The following is a 2,546-nucleotide window of genomic DNA, read 5'->3' as shown; positions in this document are numbered from 1 at the left end:
TGTTGGCCCGGCGGAGTTCACGGGTCTCCCGCTCCAGCTCCGCCAGCCGAGCGGCCTGATCGGTCGTCGTCCCAGGCCGGGATCCAGCGTCGATCTCGGCTTGCTTCACCCAGCCGCGCAGGGTTTCCGGAAGGATTCCCAGCTGGTCACCGATACGGCGGCAGACGTTCGTGCCGGCGTTGACAGGGTCGGCCTTGGCGTCGAGGACCAGCCGGATCGCTCGTTCCCGCAGCTCGTTGGGGTGCTTCCGTGGGGCTGCCATCGCTGCTCATCATCTCCTGGCTTGACACCCTCCATCAAACCCGGCGCGAGACAGACGACCGGCCGGTCGCGCGGTGCACCGTCGGCCGGCTCATGAAAGCCGCAGGCCTGCGCGGTGTCCGGCGGCAGCGGGTGCCGCGGACCACCATCCGTGCCGACAGCCCCGACCTGCGCCCGGACCTGGTCGAGCGCGACTTCACCGCGACGGCCCCGAACCGGTTGTGGGTCGCCGACATCACCTACATCTAGACGCATTCCGGTTGGGTGTATGCCTCGTTCGTCTTGGACGCGTTCTCCCGGAGGATCGTGGGTTGGCAGCTGTCACGTCATCTCTACACCGATCTCGCCCTAGACGCACTCAACATGGGGATCTGGATCAGGGAACGCAGCGGTGCAGATCTGTCGCGGTTAACGCATCATTCGGACCGCGGTGTCCAATACGTTGCCATTCGCTACACTGAGCGGCTCGGCGAAGCTGGTGTCGTCGCTTCCGTCGGGTCGGTCGGCGATTCCTATGATAACGCGATGGCGGAGGCATTCAACTCGTTGTTCAAGGCCGAATTGATCCGCAACAAGGGGCCGTGGGCGGGGATCAGCGACCTTGAACTCGCGGTCGCCGAGTACGTCGACTGGTACAACCACCGCCGACTACACGGCGAACTCGGCTTCGTCCCGCCGGTCGAGTACGAGATCCATAACGCCACCACCACGACCGCCCGGCAGCCCGCCGGAGCATGAGAACTCAGCCTCTACCAAACCCGGCACTTGACATTCGTCATCGACTGCTACTCCCGGGCGATCGTGGGCTGGCACGCCGCCACGACCAAGACCACCAGCCTGGTCACCACCGCGCTGATCAGATCGATCGGTACGACACCCGCGGCGGAGATGAGCGGGAAATCCTCTACGGATGCCCCGGGGCCTGCGAGGAGGTAGGAGCGGGGACCATCGGGTTGCCGTTGGCGGTGTCACCGGGGATGGCCTGGATGACATCCCAGTGCTCGACGATCTTCCCGCCCTCGACACGGAAGAAGTCCGCGACTGCGGACCGCTTCCCATCCTTCTCCGTCGACTCCGCGTGGACCACGACGATGTCGCCCTCAGCCACGACACGCCCGATCCGGAACGTCACCCCGCTGTCCTTCACATACGGGCCCATCGTGTCCACGAACGCCGCCCGTCCGTTCGGGACCTGCGGATTGTGCTGGATGTAGTTCTCCGCGACATAGGTCTGCGACGCACCCGCAACATCACGGTGGACGAACGCCTGAGTGTAGAAATCGGTGACCAACTTCGCCTTGTCCACCGGCACCGGAGTCGTTGTCGGGACAGGCGACTCCGACACCGCAGCAGGCTGCCCATGCCCAGCATGACCGGCATGACCGGCCCCACCGGGGCTGCAGCCCCCGGCGACCAACACCGCCGACGCCGCACCCGCCAGCACCACCGCCCACCCCGGACCTGTCCTGGCCTGTCTCGTCATCGCTGCGCTACTCACCTGGGCTGCTTATCGCATTCCACATCGGGCAGGGGCCCACGGACCCGGGTCGGGGGAACACCTTCATCCCTCTGAGTGTCAAGTGCCGGGTTTGGTAGAGGCTGAGTTCTCATGCTCCGGCGGGCTGCCGGGCGGTCGTGGTGGTGGCGTTATGGATCTCGTACTCGACCGGCGGGACGAAGCCGAGTTCGCCGTGTAGTCGGCGGTGGTTGTACCAGTCGACGTACTCGGCGACCGCGAGTTCAAGGTCGCTGATCCCCGCCCACGGCCCCTTGTTGCGGATCAATTCGGCCTTGAACAACGAGTTGAATGCCTCCGCCATCGCGTTATCATAGGAATCGCCGACCGACCCGACGGAAGCGACGACACCAGCTTCGCCGAGCCGCTCAGTGTAGCGAATGGCAACGTATTGGACACCGCGGTCCGAATGATGCGTTAACCGCGACAGATCTGCACCGCTGCGTTCCCTGATCCAGATCCCCATGTTGAGTGCGTCTAGGGCGAGATCGGTGTAGAGATGACGTGACAGCTGCCAACCCACGATCCTCCGGGAGAACGCGTCCAAGACGAACGAGGCATACACCCAACCGGAATGCGTCTAGATGTAGGTGATGTCGGCGACCCACAACCGGTTCGGGGCCGTCGCGGTGAAGTCGCGCTCGACCAGGTCCGGGCGCAGGTCGGGGCTGTCGGCACGGATGGTGGTCCGCGGCACCCGCTGCCGCCGGACACCGCGCAGGCCTGCGGCTTTCATGAGCCGGCCGACGGTGCACCGCGCGACCGGCCG

The 2,546-nt window shown here is 65.4% G+C and carries 2 protein-coding genes and 3 pseudogenes; 1 reads left to right on the top strand and 4 read right to left on the bottom strand.

Annotation, left to right across the window (positions count from 1 at the left end; translation table 11 throughout):
- Positions 1–262, bottom strand: a 262-nt coding sequence (locus Ae150APs1_RS29610; protein ID WP_212567354.1) for a transposase, incomplete at its 3' end; no start/stop codon positions are given.
- 173 nt (positions 263–435) lie between these two features.
- On the opposite strand from Ae150APs1_RS29610, the pseudogene Ae150APs1_RS29605 reads away from it, so the two are divergent.
- A pseudogene (locus tag Ae150APs1_RS29605) lies at positions 436–999 on the top strand (IS3 family transposase); the annotation flags it as partial.
- A 166-nt stretch (positions 1,000–1,165) separates the two neighbouring features.
- On the opposite strand, the gene Ae150APs1_RS29600 reads toward Ae150APs1_RS29605, so the two are convergent.
- The 3 genes and pseudogenes from Ae150APs1_RS29600 to Ae150APs1_RS32395 form a co-directional block, all read right to left on the bottom strand.
- Positions 1,166–1,567, bottom strand: a complete 402-nt coding sequence (locus Ae150APs1_RS29600; protein WP_158071568.1) for a nuclear transport factor 2 family protein — start codon at positions 1,565–1,567, stop codon at positions 1,166–1,168.
- A gap of 301 nt (positions 1,568–1,868) precedes the next feature.
- A pseudogene (locus Ae150APs1_RS29595) lies at positions 1,869–2,345 on the bottom strand (DDE-type integrase/transposase/recombinase); the annotation flags it as partial.
- Between the two features lie 12 nt (positions 2,346–2,357).
- Positions 2,358–2,546: pseudogene (locus tag Ae150APs1_RS32395) on the bottom strand (IS3 family transposase); the annotation flags it as partial.

The sequence above is a fragment of the Pseudonocardia sp. Ae150A_Ps1 genome, from assembly GCF_001932315.1.
In the GTDB taxonomy this organism is placed as follows: Bacteria; Actinomycetota; Actinomycetes; order Mycobacteriales; family Pseudonocardiaceae; genus Pseudonocardia.
The sequence above is the reverse complement of the archived record's forward strand: the minus strand, read 5'-3'. Positions and strand labels throughout refer to the sequence as shown.